Annotated in this window: 23 protein-coding genes and 1 pseudogene; 14 read left to right on the plus strand and 10 right to left on the minus strand. The window is 68.5% G+C overall.

What is annotated here, in order from left to right; all coding sequences use genetic code 11:
* On the plus strand, positions 1-607 hold a 607-nt coding region (locus ACFU99_RS11895; protein ID WP_384389491.1), incomplete at its 5' end, for a zinc-binding dehydrogenase.
* 230 nt (positions 608-837) lie between these two features.
* Here ACFU99_RS11895 and ACFU99_RS11900 read toward each other — a convergent pair.
* Positions 838-1680: an enoyl-CoA hydratase/isomerase family protein gene (locus ACFU99_RS11900; RefSeq protein ID WP_384389494.1), complete on the minus strand. Its 843-nt coding sequence runs from the start codon at positions 1678-1680 to the stop codon at positions 838-840.
* A gap of 115 nt (positions 1681-1795) precedes the next feature.
* On the opposite strand from ACFU99_RS11900, the gene ACFU99_RS11905 reads away from it, so the two are divergent.
* The 3 genes from ACFU99_RS11905 to ACFU99_RS11915 all read left to right on the plus strand — a co-directional run bounded on the left by ACFU99_RS11905 (position 1796) and on the right by ACFU99_RS11915 (position 4218).
* Positions 1796-2188, plus strand: a complete 393-nt coding sequence (locus ACFU99_RS11905; RefSeq protein ID WP_384389495.1) for a winged helix-turn-helix transcriptional regulator — start codon at positions 1796-1798, stop codon at positions 2186-2188.
* Between the two features lie 255 nt (positions 2189-2443).
* Entirely contained in the window at positions 2444-2659 is a 216-nt protein-coding gene (locus ACFU99_RS11910) for a hypothetical protein (RefSeq protein ID WP_384389498.1), read from the plus strand.
* Positions 2660-3015: 356 nt separating this feature from the next.
* A complete protein-coding gene (locus ACFU99_RS11915) occupies positions 3016-4218 on the plus strand; it encodes a HEAT repeat domain-containing protein (RefSeq protein WP_384389501.1) in 1203 nt (400 codons plus the stop codon).
* Positions 4219-4237: 19 nt separating this feature from the next.
* Here ACFU99_RS11915 and ACFU99_RS11920 read toward each other — a convergent pair whose 3' ends face one another.
* A complete protein-coding gene (locus ACFU99_RS11920; protein WP_384389504.1) occupies positions 4238-4396 on the minus strand; it encodes a hypothetical protein in 159 nt (52 codons plus the stop codon).
* Positions 4397-4468: 72 nt separating this feature from the next.
* Here ACFU99_RS11920 and ACFU99_RS11925 point away from each other — a divergent pair, with 72 nt between their 5' ends.
* Complete coding sequence (locus tag ACFU99_RS11925; RefSeq protein WP_384389507.1) at positions 4469-4816, plus strand: hypothetical protein; 348 nt, start codon at positions 4469-4471, stop codon at positions 4814-4816.
* 402 nt (positions 4817-5218) lie between these two features.
* On the opposite strand, the gene ACFU99_RS11930 is transcribed toward ACFU99_RS11925, so the two are convergent.
* Positions 5219-5662: a nuclear transport factor 2 family protein gene (locus ACFU99_RS11930; protein ID WP_384389509.1), complete on the minus strand. Its 444-nt coding sequence runs from the start codon at positions 5660-5662 to the stop codon at positions 5219-5221.
* Positions 5663-5731: 69 nt separating this feature from the next.
* Between ACFU99_RS11930 and ACFU99_RS11935 the strand changes: the two genes are divergently transcribed.
* Positions 5732-6298 carry a TetR/AcrR family transcriptional regulator gene (locus ACFU99_RS11935; RefSeq protein WP_384389512.1) on the plus strand — a complete coding sequence of 189 codons (567 nt, stop codon included), beginning with the start codon at positions 5732-5734 and terminating at the stop codon, positions 6296-6298.
* 283 nt (positions 6299-6581) lie between these two features.
* On the opposite strand, the gene ACFU99_RS11940 is transcribed toward ACFU99_RS11935, so the two are convergent.
* The gene (locus ACFU99_RS11940; RefSeq protein WP_384389515.1) at positions 6582-7043 is read right to left on the minus strand and encodes a hypothetical protein; all 462 of its coding nucleotides are present in this window, start codon (positions 7041-7043) and stop codon (positions 6582-6584) included.
* Positions 7044-7436: 393 nt separating this feature from the next.
* On the opposite strand from ACFU99_RS11940, the gene ACFU99_RS11945 reads away from it, so the two are divergent.
* The 3 genes from ACFU99_RS11945 to ACFU99_RS11955 all read left to right on the plus strand — a co-directional run bounded on the left by ACFU99_RS11945 (position 7437) and on the right by ACFU99_RS11955 (position 9343).
* On the plus strand, positions 7437-7805 hold the full coding sequence (locus tag ACFU99_RS11945) for a hypothetical protein (protein WP_384389518.1): 369 nt from the start codon (positions 7437-7439) through the stop codon (positions 7803-7805).
* Positions 7806-8320: 515 nt separating this feature from the next.
* Positions 8321-8824: a DUF3515 domain-containing protein gene (locus ACFU99_RS11950; RefSeq protein ID WP_384389520.1), complete on the plus strand. Its 504-nt coding sequence runs from the start codon at positions 8321-8323 to the stop codon at positions 8822-8824.
* A 285-nt stretch (positions 8825-9109) separates the two neighbouring features.
* On the plus strand, positions 9110-9343 hold the full coding sequence (locus tag ACFU99_RS11955; protein ID WP_384389523.1) for a hypothetical protein: 234 nt from the start codon (positions 9110-9112) through the stop codon (positions 9341-9343).
* Here ACFU99_RS11955 and ACFU99_RS11960 read toward each other — a convergent pair.
* A complete protein-coding gene (locus ACFU99_RS11960) occupies positions 9340-9582 on the minus strand; it encodes a hypothetical protein (protein ID WP_384389525.1) in 243 nt (80 codons plus the stop codon). The two genes, ACFU99_RS11955 and ACFU99_RS11960, sit on opposite strands and share 4 nt — an antisense overlap.
* Before the next feature lie 68 nt (positions 9583-9650).
* Between ACFU99_RS11960 and ACFU99_RS11965 the strand changes: the two are divergent.
* Positions 9651-9815, plus strand: a pseudogene (locus ACFU99_RS11965) (transposase); the annotation flags it as partial.
* Positions 9816-9824: 9 nt separating this feature from the next.
* On the opposite strand, the gene ACFU99_RS11970 reads toward ACFU99_RS11965, so the two are convergent.
* Both ACFU99_RS11970 and ACFU99_RS11975 read right to left on the minus strand, forming a co-directional pair.
* Positions 9825-10589, minus strand: a complete 765-nt coding sequence (locus tag ACFU99_RS11970; protein ID WP_384389526.1) for a maleylpyruvate isomerase family mycothiol-dependent enzyme — start codon at positions 10587-10589, stop codon at positions 9825-9827.
* A gap of 241 nt (positions 10590-10830) precedes the next feature.
* Positions 10831-11205, minus strand: a complete 375-nt coding sequence (locus tag ACFU99_RS11975) for a hypothetical protein (RefSeq protein WP_384389529.1) — start codon at positions 11203-11205, stop codon at positions 10831-10833.
* 111 nt (positions 11206-11316) lie between these two features.
* On the opposite strand from ACFU99_RS11975, the gene ACFU99_RS11980 reads away from it, so the two are divergent.
* Positions 11317-11502 (plus strand): hypothetical protein, encoded by a 186-nt coding sequence (locus ACFU99_RS11980; RefSeq protein ID WP_384389531.1) that lies wholly within the window; start codon positions 11317-11319, stop codon positions 11500-11502.
* Between the two features lie 132 nt (positions 11503-11634).
* On the opposite strand, the gene ACFU99_RS11985 is transcribed toward ACFU99_RS11980, so the two are convergent.
* Positions 11635-12090 (minus strand): DUF6228 family protein, encoded by a 456-nt coding sequence (locus ACFU99_RS11985; protein WP_384389534.1) that lies wholly within the window; start codon positions 12088-12090, stop codon positions 11635-11637.
* 231 nt (positions 12091-12321) lie between these two features.
* On the opposite strand from ACFU99_RS11985, the gene ACFU99_RS11990 reads away from it, so the two are divergent.
* The 3 genes from ACFU99_RS11990 (at position 12322) to ACFU99_RS12000 (ending at position 14148) form a co-directional block, all read left to right on the plus strand.
* The gene (locus tag ACFU99_RS11990) at positions 12322-12576 is read left to right on the plus strand and encodes a hypothetical protein (RefSeq protein WP_384389536.1); all 255 of its coding nucleotides are present in this window, start codon (positions 12322-12324) and stop codon (positions 12574-12576) included.
* Positions 12554-13228: a DUF1963 domain-containing protein gene (locus tag ACFU99_RS11995; RefSeq protein ID WP_384389539.1), complete on the plus strand. Its 675-nt coding sequence runs from the start codon at positions 12554-12556 to the stop codon at positions 13226-13228. Before ACFU99_RS11990 ends, ACFU99_RS11995 begins: the two co-directional genes overlap by 23 nt.
* A gap of 353 nt (positions 13229-13581) precedes the next feature.
* Positions 13582-14148, plus strand: a complete 567-nt coding sequence (locus ACFU99_RS12000; protein ID WP_384389542.1) for a dihydrofolate reductase family protein — start codon at positions 13582-13584, stop codon at positions 14146-14148.
* A 52-nt stretch (positions 14149-14200) separates the two neighbouring features.
* Here ACFU99_RS12000 and ACFU99_RS12005 read toward each other — a convergent pair whose 3' ends face one another.
* Positions 14201-14464: a DUF6087 family protein gene (locus ACFU99_RS12005; RefSeq protein ID WP_384389546.1), complete on the minus strand. Its 264-nt coding sequence runs from the start codon at positions 14462-14464 to the stop codon at positions 14201-14203.
* On the minus strand, positions 14454-14658 hold a 205-nt coding region (locus ACFU99_RS12010; protein WP_384389548.1), incomplete at its 5' end, for a hypothetical protein. The genes ACFU99_RS12010 and ACFU99_RS12005, both read right to left, overlap by 11 nt.

Below are 14658 nucleotides of genomic sequence, written 5' to 3' on the forward strand. Positions count from 1 at the left end.
CGCCGAACAGGCCGCCGCGCTGCCGATGGCGGCCGAGACGGCATGGCACGCGCTCGACGGCCTCGGCGTCCAGCCGGGCGAGCTGCTGCTTGTCCACGGCGCGGGTTCCACCGTGGGCGAGGCGGCCGTGCGCCTGGCACTGCACCGGGGTGTCCAGGTGATCGCCACCGCCGGGCCGATGCGGGCCGCAGCCCTCGAAAAGATCGGCGCCCGGGTGACCGGCTACGGCGACGGCATGGCCGAACGCGTCGCCGCACTGGCCGCAGGCCGCGTCGACCGTGCCCTGGACACGGCCCCGACCGGCGGCCGGATCGACCGCGCCCACCAGACCAGCCCGAACGGCGGCTCGCTGCCGACCCTGATCGAGCTGACCGGGGACCCCGACCGCGTCCTGACCGTCTCGGACTTCGCCGCCGCAGCCGAGCTGGGCACCCGGATCGCCCAGATCGAGATGCGCTACGGCCGGATGAGCGAGTTCGCCCGGCTGGCCGGCGAAGGCATCCTCGCCGTATCGGTCGCCCGCACCTACCCGCTCGACCAGATCCAGGACGCGGCCGAGCTCAGCCAGTCCCGGCGGCCCGGCGGCAAGCTCATGCTCGTCCCGTGACCGGGGTACTCAACCAACCAGAGGCCACCGTACGAACTTCAGAAGTCCGTACAACTCCCGATGATCACGCGGTGGCTGTACCCGTTCCCGGCCAGGATCCCCACGAGAACGCGAAGTCACCCTGCCGGCGGTGTATTGGGGGCCTGTCCTCGGCCGCCGGAAAGCCGATACTCCGTGCCCGGCGGGGGCGGGCCGTGCGCCCGCGAGTCCGGAATCGGCCTGGGTCCGTCCTATGCCTGCTGAGCTGCCACCGAGCGCAGCAGGCCCTCCAGGTCTCGCTCTCCCTCGATGGTCTGCGCGCCCCCCTGTACGGCGCCCGCCATCAGATGCTGCGTGACCGGGCGCTCCACCAGCCCCGCCCAGGCCTCGTGCTCGGTGAGGAAGCCGGCGGCGTGATCCTGCGGCGGCAGGGCGCGCTTGGCCGCCGCGACCACTCCGTCGGCCAGGGCGGCGATGCGGTGCGCGACCTGGTGCACGAACGCGTCGAGGTCGGCGGCCGGGACGGCGCGGTTGATCCACCCGTAGGCGGCGGCAGTGGTGGCGTCGATGCGATCACCGGTCAGGACGAGTTCGAGGGCGCGGTTGCGGCCGACCTTTTCGAGGAGGTACTGGGTGCCACCGCCGCCGGGGGTGATACCCATAAGGGCCTCGATTTGGCCCAGGCCGGCGGTCTCGACAGCGGCGAAGGACAGGTCCGCGGCGGCGACGAACTCCGCGCCGCCGCCGCGTGCCGTCCCCGCGAGCTTGACGATGGTCACCTGCGGCTGGCTCCGCAGGAGCTCGCCGACGGACTGGAACGCGTTGAGCCCGGCGGGAGCCGAGGCGGTGAGTTCGGCGAGCGCGTCCGCTTGCTCCAGGATGTTGATGTCGACATGTGCGATGAAGAACTCCGGGATCCCGCTCTGGACGACGATCACCTTCACCGTGGCCTCGGAGCGAAGGCCGGTGAGCAGGTCCCGCAGCTCGCGCATCATGATCGCGCTCAGTGCGTTCACGGGTGGGTTGTCCAGCGTGATGGTGAGGACGCCGCCGTCCAGGTCGGTGCGCAGCGTGGTGAATCCGTCGAGGGGCATGGCTCTGATCCGTTCGGAGCTGGGTCGGTATCTCTTGCATACCTAGGGTCAGAGGCGGGACTACGGTGGTCAAGAACGCACTTTCCAGTAACCAGGGATCCCCGAGGACACCGTCATGCCGACCCCCGCGCCCAGCGTCGACCCGATAGCCGCCGACCCCGACTTCGTTTTCGCCCCCGACTGCCCCAGCCGCCCCATCCTCGACCAGATCGCCGACAAGTGGTCGATGATGGCGATGACCGTGCTGGTGCGTCCGACCCGGTTCAACGAGATCAAGCGACGGCTTGAGGGAGTGACCCAGCGCGTACTGACCCAGACGCTGCGCCGACTCGAACGCAATGGGATGGTGCGGCGGACGGTACTCCCGACGTCACCGGTGGGTGTGGAGTACTCGCTGACCCCGCTCGGCGAATCGTTGCGCGAACCCTTCCTGCGTCTGTACGCCTGGACCGTCGAGCACAGTGCGCAGATCCGCGCCAGCCAGGCCGAGTTCGACGCGCGCCCGTAGTCTGCCGCCCGTACCTCCTGTGACGCGGTCCTGCCCCAGCGCCGTCGGCTGCGGGACCGCGGCCGACGCCCCGAAACCGCCGGGCGATGTCCGCTCCCGGGTCACCGTCGACGCCTCACCCGCCTGGTACGCGGCGCCCGCTGAAGGGAGCCGGGCCGGGCCCCGGGGCGCGGGTCGTACGGCCTACGGCACTCGGCTGCCGGCTGCCGGCTGCCGGAGCGGAGTTGCCCGAGGTCTGTCGTCAGGGTGACGCCGGTGTTGCGGGGCGCCGTGGCCGTCGGCGTCGATGCGGGCGAGCAGCGCGGGGGCCTCCGCGACGCGGAATTGGTGCGCGCCGAAGGCGGCCAGGGCATCGTCGCGGGCAGCCACAGCTCGGGCACGGGCCTCGCTCGCCCGGCCCAGCCCCCACCGGGTTTCGGCCCCGACCAGTGCGCCCCCGCCGCTTCCGGGCATTCCCGACCCGCCGGGTAGGTGCCGGCACAGTTCGTCGGCACTCTCTGCCTCGGCGAGCGCCTCCTCGTACCGTCCCTCGCCGTTCAGACTGCGCGCCGGGCCGAAGCGCACGAGTGCATGGAGCGGCCCCATGAGGCGGGGGCGGTGACGAGCCCGTGCCGAAGCGCCGGGGAAGCGATGCCATGGCATCGACGCGCGGCGCCCGACTGGAGTGCCCACCTGGAAGCCCGGCGGCAGACAACGAGTAACGCACATTTCAGATGCCGATCCCTGCCAGTCAAGTAGACGGAGCAGTAGGTCCGCGGCGGGTTTGCCGGAGCCCCTCCTCCCGTCCGGCTGCGAGGCATGTCAGTGGCAGGGGCGATCCTTTCCGTGTGACGAACCAGGATGACTACCGTATTGCTGCTCCGACTCTCCAGGGGCAGTTGCCTGATCCACGTTCCGTGATCGAGTGCACGGACTGGACCGCGTTGGAGCATGCCTACGGAAACGCGCACGACACACCCCTTCGCCTGCTCCAGCTCTTGGACAAGGACCCGGAGGTTCAAGCGGGAGCACTGGAACAGCTGGACATGTCCGTTCTCCACCAGGCGTCCTTGTACAGCGCGACAGCGCCGGCCGCACTGTACGTAGCCGCGATATTGAACGACCCCCGCACTCTGGGCACTCTGGCCTGCCACGAGGACGTCTCCACCTGGGACGGCCGGCCTCGGCCGCTGCGTGCCGCCTTGCTGGAATGGCTGGGTCAGATCGCGGATTCGGCGGCCTACGGCGAGACGACCGACGAGGAGGACGGCAACGCCCCGGGCGTCACCGATACGGTCCGCGCAGTCCGCAGCACGATTTACGACGCCGTCTCCGCCCACCTCCTGGCCCCGGACCCCACCGTCCGAGCCGCCGCCCTCAACGCCACCGCCGCGCTCCTTCAATCTCCCGAACTAGCCGGTCGAATCTCCGGAACCACCCAGACCCTTCGGCGGCTGCTCACCGAGAGCACCGACCGGCGTGAGCGCGCCACGATCGTCTTGACCATCGGCGCCTGGGGCGCGGACACCGCGAGATGGCTCACGGATCCCGACCCCGCCATCCGTGCCTGCGCCGCCCTGTCACCCGCATGCGCCGGCAACACCGAGGCGACGCGGACGATCCTCCGTGCTCTGCGCGAACCCGAGGTCATCGACTCCTGGTTCCTCGAACCCACCACCATCGACCCTTGGGCCGGGGAACCGCTCCCGCACATCGAAGGCCGCCTGCGGCACGCACTTCTGTCCGCAGCCATCGAGCGCGCCGCCGACTTCGCAGAACTCCTGCCGGCCGCCCTGGCTTCCGTACCCCTCTGCAGCAACCTCACCATCGCCGAGGACTGGGGACCACTACTCGCCGCTGCCTTCCCTTCCGGCTACGACCAAAGCGCCAAGCTCAGTCCCGCCCAGCACCGCTACCTGAGCGCTCTGGCCGACCGCGACGTGTGCTGGCGCTACATCCACCTCGTCACCTCGTGGTTCGACGACGTCGGCCTTCCCTCGGACCGAAACGCCATCAGGGCACTCCTGGCCAGGTCAGAGCCACGCCCGTGACGACGCCGGCGCAGACCCCTCAAGCACCGGCACCGGCACCGGCATCGGCATCGGCATCGGCATCGGCATCGGCATCGGGCAGGAATACCGCCCGGTTCGAATGACGCTCCCCCCGGCTGGCCTTGGAGTATCCCTCCAGCGCGAGCGCATCGTGATCAACCCCGAAGGGGGCTCCCATGTCAGCGGTCGGATTCTGTCCACAGGGCCGCGGTTCGAGGGTGACTTCGGGGCCTCCGACGCGGAACCTCGGATGCCCGAACTGCTCGTCGACGTCACGACGCGGGTCGTCGTCCCCGTCACCGCGCCGCCCGGCACAGGCGCGGGCGCGGGCGCGGGCGATCCATGCACGGACCCCTTCACCCTGGAGGCCCTCGGGCGCGTCTTCGTGACCTCGCAGCGGATCTGGGCGCAGGCCGGGCCGGACACGGCGGAGGGCCTCGCCCGCGCCGTCATCGACTTCGCCGAGCAGTTCCTCACCGAGGACCACGAAGATGCCGCGCCGACATCCTCGGTCAGCTGGAGGCGGCCGGAGTGGGCCAGGCCCTCGATGCGCATCGCACCGGCCGGTGGCCAGCCGGAGCGCCGGTCCACCGTGTAGTGAGCGTCGGCGACGGCGGTGGTGCATACGAACGCATCGGATACGCACCACCGCCGCGCACCGAGCCGCACCGCCCTTCATGGTGCGTCGACGTGCCGTCTTCGCTTCCCCACTCCCCCAACCCGTCTCCCCCCGCACCGGCCGATAAAGAGCACCACAGCCATGACCGATGTCGCTCCCACCGCAGCAGAACGCCGTGCCCCTACGGGACACGACCCCACCGCCCGCAAGGCCGGCGACCTCCACAAGGCCACTTTCGGTAATTTCCTGAGCCGAGCCAAGAAGCACCGGCCGAGAGCGATCGCGTCCCGTCCTCAGGGACCTGGTGGTCTCATCTCAGGAGATCCGGTCCGATTCACCTTGGGTCACAGGTGACCTGGTCCGCCCTTGTCCGTCCAGCGTTCATCCCCTCGCACTGGCGACTCCCAAGCCGTCCATGTAGTCGCGGACCCGCACGATCAGCCCGCTGTGAACGTGGAGTACAAGGAGGCCGGGGACGGTGAAGGTGGTGCGTCTGGTCGGTAGCGTTCCTACCACGACGTGCTCAGCGATGATCACTTCTGGATCGGTGGTCTCGTAGGCTGCGGTCTTCCTGACCTCCTCCACCTGGACGGGGCTGGCACCCCAGGCCGCCCGGTATCCCGCACGCACTGCCTCGCGCCCCTCGTAACGCGGAGGAAAGCCAGGAGAGGTGAACGGGAACTCATGCACCGCATCCACGGCATACAGGTCAGCGAGATCGTCTGCGGACTTGTCGAGCATGGCCTGGTAGTAGCAGGCCAGCACCTCGCGAGGGGTGCGGACAACAGATGTCTCCAGGTCCGGCACAGAGATCGCCCCCTTCACTCAACACATGTTGACCCAACCACCGTAGGAGTCGGCCGAGGGTTCGGTCAACGGTTGTAGAGTGAATTGGTGCCTTCCCCTCACCGCTCCCGTGCCGACCGTCGCCGAGCCACCGAACTGCGCATCCTCAACAGTGCCCGGGAGCTGTTCGCCGAGAAGGGATTCGATCGAACCACCATCCGCGCCGTGGCAACCACGGCAGATGTCGACCCGGCCCTCGTCATGCAGTACTTCGGCTCGAAGCGCGAGCTTTTCACCCAAGCAGTACAGGCATCCCCTGCACTGCCGACAGCCACCGACACCGACACGCTCGTGGATCAGCTGCTGGCCACGCTCGACCTCAAGCTCGGCGGCCATCCGGAGGGCACACTGGTGATGTTGCGCTCCATGCTCACCGACCCGGCAGCAGCAGATCACGTCCGCGTGACCCTCGATCGGCAGATCGACAGCGTCAGTGCCTCCTTGCCCGCAGCCGAGGACCCCGAGCTGCGCGCCGCACTGGTCATCACCACCTTGCTGGGGGTCACCATCGGCCACCAGTTCCTCGGCCTGGCCGCTCTTCGTGACGTCTCAGCCGACCGCATCGCCAGCCTGCTCCGCCCGGCGTTCAAGGTCCTCGCAGGACCACCGGATTGAAATTGAGACGGCATTCGGCTTCCACCCGCCCAGGGCCCCGCCCAGCCGGGATTCCCGGCATCCCCGCATCCCAACTGAACTGGTCGCCGTAGGCCAGCGGTCCGACTCGGAACCAGATCACCCAAGACATGACAGATCGCTTGCCATTGAACCTAGTCGCCCAAGGTCAGGGCGTCGCACCGGACTAACTTCATTGTCAAAGGACAGCTGTTAAGAGGGGCCACGGACGGTCTCTGACCATCGACCCGGGCGGATCTTCGTCAGCCATTTCGCGTGTGGCGCGCTACGCATCTGTTCCGACAGCCGACCTCATAGCCTCTCGCAGGGATCCGATGGCGTGGCGCAGCGCCACTTGGACCGGGGACCGGGTACCGGATTCAGTGCCGCGGATAAGCGCATCCCTCAGGTCCCGCAATTTGCGCTGAGCTTCCTCGGAGGACCGGACCACGGAGTGTGGCGCCGTGATGGCGATCCGATAGGCCAACTCGTAGGTGCCGCCTTCGCGGAAGGCGTCGCGAACTTGCCGCGCCCGCTCGCCGGGGGCGAGTTCTGGTAGGCGGCGAAGGTCTTTGAGGTGGGTACGGGTGCGCTCCAGTGCAGCTAGGTAGTCGCCGTACAGCTGCCGCTGGACCTCTTTCTGACGCGTGTCCCGTTCCCGGCGCCAGCGCACCCTGTCGGCGAGCAGCGTGGAGCCCGCACCGACGACTGCACCGAGTCCCGTACCGATGAGCGTCTCCCACCCCATTCGGCCACCGTAGGGACAGCACAGGTGTCGCGCTAGATCAAGAGGCCGCAGCGAACCCACCATCGCGCGACACGCTCTCACGGACGCCCCCACCGAGACCTGGTGGTCGGAGGCGACGTGCAGTTCCTTGCGCGGCGCACCGAACCTGCCAACTCCTTTCCAGCCGGCGCCCTCGACCAGGTGATGGCCGCCGCCTTCGCCCATCGGGATGGCCGGGCGTTCTTTCGAGGGGCGTTCGGCCGATCCCCATGAGCGCTGCTCACGTGAGAACACACTGTCGTCCGTGACGACTCTGACCAGCGCCCTCGGCGTTGACGGCCTCCCTGCCGCCTTCCCGCTATACCTCCCCAGCCGGGAAGAACTGCGCGGCATCTCGCTCGAAGGCGGCGGCCGGTGACCGCCCGCCATCCCGTCGCCGCGGTGGTGCCCACCGACATCGAGAATGCGATCGGCTCGAACGCGCAGACTCCCGCCGCGCGCGCCCGGCTCGCCGCCCTGCTGGACCACGTCCCAGCCCAGGCCCGCATCCGTCCGGACGTCGAGCGCGCCCTGGCCGAACGCGGCATCCAACTGCTGGCCGCGAGCAGCGGCAAGAACGCCGCCAACAACCTCCCGCTGACCTGCGCCCGGCGCGCCGCTCATCAGGGTCACCGATACACTACGTGGCACCCTTCTGGCTATTGCAGTCCCACATCTGCACCCGAGCCCCGTTGCTTGAATTTGAATTCGCGATCTCCAGGAATTTTCAGCTCCATTTGTTGATGAGCTGATCATTCCCGTATGCGTGACTGATGCCAGGCGAGAGCAATACGGCGAGTGTCGCGGATGCGCCTACAGCTGCAAATTTGCCGATGATCTTCATTATTGGAATCTCCCTTGCGAGTGAACTGAATTGATGTGCGGCGTGACCGCCCAGCGAATCACGAAGAACAATATGGCCAGGCGAATTCCGCTCCATGCTGGAGCTAATCTCCGCTCGCGCCTGGCGAGTGCCGGCGAAGCCGCCCGGCCACTTTCCGGTTTCATGATCGCGAGCATCGACGCAGCCCCGGATCCCGAAATGCGACCTTTCCGCTCCCCCCTTCACCTATTCAAGATCGCACCTTGTCGATCACTACTCTTGAAGGGGCTGATGACCAGTAAGGTCTCAGCCAACTGTGGCCGTGATCCACTGCTCGGATCCAGCCGAGACTGGCCCGATCAGCAGGCGAGAGGAGAACCTCCTCTGCAGCTTGCCCCCGTGGCGACTGGCTGATGTGATTCTCTATGCTCCATCGATGAAGAGTTTTCCCCGACTGCCACTCCTGCTGCTCACGGTCGTTGCACTGTCCACTGTCGCTGGTTGCTCGTCCGCCGACGACCGGGCCGTCCCCGTGCCCACCCCGTCAGGCGATCAGGCGAAATTCTGTCGCGCGCTGCACAAGGAGCTTCCCTCATCTTTGGACGGCATGGAGCGGAAAGTCACGAAACCGGCTTCCGACTTCACCGCCGCATGGGGTGACGACTCCCCGATCGTGCTGCGCTGCGGGGTGAATCGGCCACGAGTCGTGACTCCCAGAGAAAAGCATTACAACCCAAATACGGATACGGTGGAAGTCAATGGCGTCGAATGGCTCCCTGAAGAGCAGCCAGACGGCAGTGTTCGCTGCACAACCTCCAAGCGGGTGGCGTGGGTGGAGGTGACGCTTCCCAAGAAGTACACAGGACCCAACAGGGGGTTCGGTCTACTCGTCGACCTCGCCGAACCGGTCAAGAAGTCGGTTCCCTTTGGGATTATTTAATAAATTTCGGGACGGCCGTCTCCCCGACATCTGGGCCCAAAGGACGACTTTGACTTTACGGACAACCTGGTTCTCGGGTGCGGTTCAGCGACCCGAAGCCGAAGACGTCCGCGTTCATCTGCGGGGCGGCGAGAACACCCAGGCGCGCGACCGGGCACGTAACAAGGGCCCAGGTCGCGACTGCCCCCGGATGCGCGAAGCCACCTGTATACAACCGGCGGCGGGCGGTTGTGATGGGCGACACGCCATCTTGGTGTACACGACAAGTGAATCCGAGGGATGCCCATGAGACTCCGCACGATCGGGTTGTCCGGGGCGATGCTGACCGCCGCAGTCGCCCTGCCCCTGATCACTCCCACCGCCGCGTTCGCGGCAGGGACGTGCAAACACGGCGCCGTGTGCGCCTGGGCGAATCCGGGACGAGTGGGGGCGAAGACGGTGTCGGACATGAGCGGCCACGGGTGTGACCCGCTGGGTCCCGGCAACTCCGTGTCCAACCAGTTGCGTCAGGGCACCTAGACGCCAACCCATCGCGGGTGGCGGTCGGTGATGGGGTTGCCGCAATCCGCGCAGAACAGGACCGGCACGTCGTGCCGGCGCAGGAGGCGGGCCAGTTCGGCCGACTGGAGCTCGGGGACGCGGTCGACGAACCAGCCGGACATGGTCGTGGAGCTGTTCCACGTCGCGGTATCGACGGTCTCCTCCCAGGTGGTGTCCGGGCCGACCGGGTGGAGAAGCCGCCATCCGAACAGCGGCATGCCCGGCCCGTGCGGTTCCGGTTCTTCTCGGAAGGGCTGCGGAACCGCGGTGGTGTAGTCGGGGGTGAAAGGTGCGCTGGGTCGTTGAGCGCGCCTTCGCCTGGCTACACCAGTTCAAGCGGCTCCGCACGCGGCTCCGCACCCGCTACGGGCGACGCGCCGACCTCCACAAGTGCCTGTTCGAACTCGTATGCGGCATCATCTGCCTCCGACGACTCCGAACGGCATCCTGAAACGATCTTTTAGCCCCAGTCCTGCATCTGCTGGAGCAGGTCGGCGTCGCCCTCCATCCGCAGCGGGCCGGCCGGGATGCGCATGTACATGAGCAGGGCCATCTCGCTCGCCGTGCCGTAGACGGCGGCGGTGGGCTTGCTCTCGGCGGCCTCCGCCGCGGTAAGGCGGGTGAAGCGGGAACCGGCGGTGTCCACCGTCTGGCGCCAGGAGCCGGCCTCGGCTGCGTGGTAGTCCATGGTGGCGGGCTCGCCCGGCCACGGGACCGTGACGGTGCAGACGGTGGCGAGGAACTCCTCGATGGCGTCGACCGCCTCGGTCGTCGGCAGCTCCTGCGGGGTACCGGAGGCCAACTGGGCGTCGTAGGTGTGGATCAGCGACTCCGGGACGCGGCGGCGGGCCACGGCGGCCGCCGTGTGCGGCGAGGCCGGCGGCTCCCACCAAGCCCAGCAGCCCCGGTCCGGGCCGGCCGCGCGCAGAGCAGTAAGCAACTGCTCCGTCGAGTCGGCCAGCCAGGTTATGAGGGCCTCGCGCTCCCTGGGTGCCGCCAGCCCGTCCTTGCTCGGCCGCTCGTCGCCCGGCGCGGTGTTCAGCACGATGTAGGCCCAGAAGCGGTCCCCCTCACTGAGGTGGTTCGCCAGGTCGTACAGCGTCCAGCCCGGGCAGGAGGGGACGTCGGCGTCGAGGCTGGGGGCCGCGGCGACGGCGGCGCGGAACGCGGCGGACCGCTCGTCAATCATCCGCAGCAGGGTGGGGAAGCAGAGATGCTCAGTCACGCAGACCTTGTATCACCCGGGCCGGGACTCTCGCACTCGGTTAAGACCGACCGGCAAATGGATCACTTGAGACGTCGGGTGGTGGGGCGGCCGTCCCAGCGGTAGCGGCTCGTCGAGCGCCGGATGAGCATGTCCTCCGGGCCGGCCGACATCCAACAGCTCTACCCCGGCCTCTTCGACGCCGCGCCGCGACTCCGCCCCCGCCCAGACCACGACCCGCCCTCGGCGAACTGATCTTCGCTCACTCGTCCTCAAGCCGTCGGAAGACATCACCGAATTCACCGGCATCGAGCAGTCCCCTGATCACCTGGGTCATGGCGTCGATGCCGGAATCGCGCACGACCAGGCCATCGGCGCACCAGAAATAGCGGCCGCCCAGCGCCTCACCGCTTCGAGACCAGCTCTCCATCAGGCGCTCGACCTCTGCGACGGTGAACACCGTCGCACTCCACCGAGATCCATCCGCCAGCCGGACCTCGACATCGACATTGCACACCGAGTCCAGATCCTCGCCGGGACCCAGCAAGAACAGCGCCTCGAAGTCCTCCATACAGACCCGGTACCAGGGCCCATCCCACCCTCGCCCGACCGGCGCCGACGACGTGCTGTGACACATCGCGCGAGTGTCCCCCGTCAAGGCGCCGGTCTCAACCGAGATCCTCCACGCCTCGGCTTCGGCTCCGGTTCCCGCCACCGTTGATACTGCGCAGTGAGGAGGACTCAGCCCATGGAGTACGGCATCGCTTCCCCATCCCGGCCGGGCGACATCGAACCCCTCGCACGCTTGAACCGGCGGGCTGCTGAGGCGGTCGTCGCCGACAGCCTCGTGGCGTGGCCCACCGTGTGCCTGGTCCAGCGGGCAGATGGCGAGGGCTGGCGGTCCGTCAGCGAGGAGTGCAGCCACGGCCGATAGCAGCAGCATCCCCGGCCGGAGGGGACCACGCTGTTCGACACCGTCCTGGTCGAGCACGGGGTGCCGGAACGCGCCGTACGCGTCTGCGGTTCTTCCGTCCGAGAGGCGGGCTCAGTGCAGGGCACGCCGGGGTCACGGCTGTTCCGTGGTGAGGAAGTTCCGGACGTCGGCCGCCAGACAAGCCATCTGCTCGCCGGCCTCCAGCCAGGTGGTCACCGAGGCGCCCCAGCCACCGGCGGCCTGTGTCCACGGCCGCAAGGTCCAGGTCAGCCCGACGTAGCCGCCGGACCGGAAGACGGCCGACACCGTCAGGTCACGGTCGTGGGTCTGCCAGCTCCGTTCGCCGTCCCATCCCCGGTAGTCGGCGACGAGCTTTTCCAGGAACGCGGTGAGACCGCTGTCCCAGATCCAGGCGACGACCTCGTCGACCCGCGCGGTCAGGCCCGGGGCCCGCAGCTCGACGGCATAGTGCACGGAGTCCGCGTCGAAGCTGAACCGGTCGCAGAACGTCACGACCACGGAGGAGCTGTCCTGACAGCGGATGGTCACGCCGGGCTTGTCGTCGAGGCGGCCGTCTGGGGATGTCATGCACGGAACGCTAGGCCGGCGCTGCCGTAAGCGTCATCCGGATTCGGCGCCGACGCCGTGCAGCAGGGCTTCGGCGGTTTCGCACACACGGTCCCTCGGCGCGGTCTGGCTATGCGCTGCGAGGACACGGCGGCAGCCGCCCGACGGGCCCGCTTCCGCTCCGGAGCGATGAGGACCCGCACCTCAAGATCAGCCTCTGGATGCGGGAAGAGTTCGGGCGTGATGGCCTCCATGCCGATCGAGACCGACGACCTGTCCGAGGACGGCACGGCGGGCTACGTCCTGGTCGCCGATGAGGCGACCGGCGAGGTGCGGCTGCTGTCCGAGCGGTGCTCGACCTGCATCTTCCGGGCGGCTTCTTTCGTTTTCTCGAAGCGACGGCGGTGTGGACTGCGTGCGGTGCACGGCTTTCAGGCTGAGCTCCGCAATCGGGACAGGCCGCGGCCTTGGCATGATGCCGGTCATGGTGAGAGCACGGCGCATTGAGGACTATTCCGAGACCGGTCGGCCGGTTTCCACCCCGACCACCAAGTTCGGCGGTCAGCCCGTATGGCTGACAGGCCCGCAGTGGCCGATCAGCGCGGCATGGGACCGGCCGATGCGGTTCATCGGCCAGATCGAATTGGGCCCGGTCCTCGGAGCAGCCGGCCACGGGAAGGTGGCCTACGTCTTCGTGACCCATGCCGACCACGACGAGGAGTACTTCTTCGACCCCGACATCATCGATCCCGATGGCGGAGAGAACGCGGTGATCGTGCAGCCAGAGGGCGACTATGCCGGCCCAGTGCGCCCGCTGACGACAGGACCGGGGCTGTACGACAAGGATGGGGCGGCGGTGGAGTTCACCGTCGGCCTCCGTCCCGTCGACGAGCCCGGTTTCATGACGGATGACAAACTCGACGCGCTGCCGGCTGCCGACCGGGACCGCTACATCGAGCGGATCGACGGCGACAAGATCGGCGGAGTCCCCCTGTTCTTCCAGGGGGACCAGTGGCCGGACGGCGGTCCCTGGCGGCTGCTGCTGCAACTGGACTCGAACTGGGTACCGTTCCGCCTCCACCTCGGCGCGTCGCCGAGGCTGTTCGCCTTCGTGTCCGAGGACGGCACCCGGGGCAGACTGCTCATCCAGGACTCCTGAGCCGGCAGAGCGCCGGCCACCAGGGCCGACATCGTTCGCACGCGCCTTGCCCCCGAAGCAGCCGCGGCGAAGGGCCACGGAAGATCGGGGGACGGCACCGGTATCAGGGGCGGCCCAAAGGCGCGTAGTGATGCAGGCATCGCCGGCCTGGTAGGCAACCTCGCGAGGGCGAGGGCGAGGGCGAGGGCGAGGGCGAGGGCGGGGCCGGGATCCGGCGGCTTGCCCGTGTCGGCCGAGTACACCACGCTGAGTCACGAGCACGAGGACTACCGGCGAGCCCAGGTCGCGCACCGATGAGTTCCCCGAGCCGCGCTGGTCTGTACGCCGGACATCCACGGACGGAAGGCTGGGCCATGCGGAGACTGATCTACGGCATGAACCTGACTGTGGACGGCTACATCACCACGGCCGGCGACGACATCGGCTGGGGCGGACCGCCGAGCGACGAGTTGTTCCAGTGGTGGCTCGACCATGAGCAGGCGAGTGGCCTGTCGCTGTACGGGCGCAGGCTGTGGGAGACGATGAGTTCCTACTGGCCGACCGGCGACCAGCAGCCGGGCGCCACCCCGGCAGAGATCGGCTTCGCGCGGAACTGGCGGGACACGCCGAAGGTGGTGTTCTCCTCGACGATCGACAAGGTCGGCTGGAACACCCGCCTGGTCACCAGCGACGCGATCGCCGAGATCACCCGGCTCAAGGCCGAGGACGGCGGCCCGATGACCATCGGCGGCGCAACGCTCGCCGGGGCGGCCATGCGCGCCGGGCTGATCGACGAGTACGTACTCGCCGCCCATCCGGTCCTGGTGGGCGGCGGCACGCCGTTCTTCACCGCGCTGGACAGCTGGGTGAACCTGAATCTGGTGGAGACGCGGACGTTTCCCGGCGGCGTGGTCCTGACCAGGTACGAGGCGAGGCGTTGAGCAGGTTCCCGCTGTCTCACGGCGGAACAGCGAGGCGCCCAGGGCCAGGGGGCTACCAGGGTTCGGGGCGGGGCTGTCCGGCGGGCCTCATCAGGGCCTGCGCCGCCCGGAGGTCAGGAACTATCGCGACGAGTTTCCAGCCCTTCGCCTCACCGGCCCACCGCATCACGGCCCGCGGAAGCTCCGGGGCGAGGTGCGCGGCGCGAGGCGGGTCCTGGCCCAGCGTCACCGCCCGGAGCCGACCAGGCCGGTAGGTACGGGCGAGGATGCGGCGGCCGAAGCGTTCGGCCAGGTCGGGAGGCCAGTCAGCTGTCATCGCCCTCCTTCTCGCCGTCCTGCTCGCCGACGATGTCGTCCACGTCCATGGTGGAGAAGGGGCTCAGGTCCTCGGCCTCGGCCTCGGTGATCTGGCCGTCCTGGTCCGCATCCTCACGCGGCATGGCCCCAGTGTCCGGCGCATGCCCCACGGCGTCGAGGGCCCCGCGCGCCCCGGCCTGTACGGCCGGGCTG

The sequence above is a fragment of the Streptomyces sp. NPDC057654 genome, assembly GCF_042800135.1.
Lineage (GTDB): Bacteria > Actinomycetota > Actinomycetes > Streptomycetales > Streptomycetaceae > Streptomyces.

Coding starts and splice junctions, on each gene's coding strand:
- ACFU99_RS11900 (WP_384389494.1), bottom strand. CDS start 1,680: ATGCCCCTCGACGGATTCACCACGCTGCGCACCGACCTGGACGGCGGC.
- ACFU99_RS11905 (WP_384389495.1), top strand. CDS start 1,796: ATGCCGACCCCCGCGCCCAGCGTCGACCCGATAGCCGCCGACCCCGAC.
- ACFU99_RS11985 (WP_384389534.1), bottom strand. CDS start 12,090: ATGACATCCCCAGACGGCCGCCTCGACGACAAGCCCGGCGTGACCATC.
- ACFU99_RS12000 (WP_384389542.1), top strand. CDS start 13,582: ATGCGGAGACTGATCTACGGCATGAACCTGACTGTGGACGGCTACATC.
- ACFU99_RS11955 (WP_384389523.1), top strand. CDS start 9,110: ATGAGACTCCGCACGATCGGGTTGTCCGGGGCGATGCTGACCGCCGCA.
- ACFU99_RS11975 (WP_384389529.1), bottom strand. CDS start 11,205: ATGTGTCACAGCACGTCGTCGGCGCCGGTCGGGCGAGGGTGGGATGGG.
- ACFU99_RS11925 (WP_384389507.1), top strand. CDS start 4,469: ATGCCCGAACTGCTCGTCGACGTCACGACGCGGGTCGTCGTCCCCGTC.
- ACFU99_RS11990 (WP_384389536.1), top strand. CDS start 12,322: ATGCCGATCGAGACCGACGACCTGTCCGAGGACGGCACGGCGGGCTAC.
- ACFU99_RS11920 (WP_384389504.1), bottom strand. CDS start 4,396: ATGGGAGCCCCCTTCGGGGTTGATCACGATGCGCTCGCGCTGGAGGGA.
- ACFU99_RS11980 (WP_384389531.1), top strand. CDS start 11,317: ATGGAGTACGGCATCGCTTCCCCATCCCGGCCGGGCGACATCGAACCC.
- ACFU99_RS11995 (WP_384389539.1), top strand. CDS start 12,554: ATGGTGAGAGCACGGCGCATTGAGGACTATTCCGAGACCGGTCGGCCG.
- ACFU99_RS11960 (WP_384389525.1), bottom strand. CDS start 9,582: ATGCCGCTGTTCGGATGGCGGCTTCTCCACCCGGTCGGCCCGGACACC.
- ACFU99_RS12005 (WP_384389546.1), bottom strand. CDS start 14,464: ATGACAGCTGACTGGCCTCCCGACCTGGCCGAACGCTTCGGCCGCCGC.
- ACFU99_RS11950 (WP_384389520.1), top strand. CDS start 8,321: ATGAAGAGTTTTCCCCGACTGCCACTCCTGCTGCTCACGGTCGTTGCA.
- ACFU99_RS11940 (WP_384389515.1), bottom strand. CDS start 7,043: ATGGGGTGGGAGACGCTCATCGGTACGGGACTCGGTGCAGTCGTCGGT.